At 44.2% G+C, this 656-nt stretch carries 1 pseudogene; it reads left to right on the top strand.

Annotation, left to right across the window (positions count from 1 at the left end):
• Positions 1-185 precede the first annotated feature (185 nt).
• A pseudogene (locus GNY06_RS14135) lies at positions 186-656 on the top strand (IS256 family transposase); the annotation flags it as partial.

Below are 656 nucleotides of genomic sequence, written 5' to 3' on the forward strand. Positions count from 1 at the left end.
CGGTGAGCTTGAATACCACCTTGCTCAGGATAAACTTAAGAGCAGATTAACCGTAAGAACGGTAAAACGAAGAAGACTGTGCGTAGTCTAAGTGCTTGCTCATTTGAGTTAGAAACTGGTCGTGACCGCCTGGGTACTTTTGAACCTAAGATTGTCCCCAACGCCAGCTAACCATTACCGATGAGCTGGAAGGTACTCTCTTATCGATGTACGCTATGGGAGTGAGGACCCGAGCAATGGGGGATTATGTTCAGGAAATGTATGCTATGGAGATTTCTCCTGCAGAGATATCCCGTATTACCGATAGGGTACTACGCGAGGTTCAAGAAGGGAGAAACCGTCCTCTTGAAACGGTCTATCCATTTGTATTTCTTGATTGTATGTTTTTCAAGGTAAGGGTGAATGGTTCTGTTGAAACCCGTGCGATCTATAATATCCTCGGGGTTGATATCGAAGGATAAAAGGATGTACTTGGGCTTTATAGTTCAGAAAATCAAGGGCACAAATTCTGGATTGGAGATCTCACTGATCTTAAGAAACGCGTTGTTGAAGATATTATGATTGCCTGCATAGACGTCCTGAAAGGTTTCCCCGAAGCGGTTGAGGCTGTATTTACTAAAACCAGGGTACAACTTTGCGTGGTTCATCAAATCCGC

Origin of the sequence: Elizabethkingia argenteiflava (assembly GCF_009904105.1) — a bacterium.
In the GTDB taxonomy this organism is placed as follows: domain Bacteria; phylum Bacteroidota; class Bacteroidia; order Flavobacteriales; family Weeksellaceae; genus Elizabethkingia; species Elizabethkingia argenteiflava.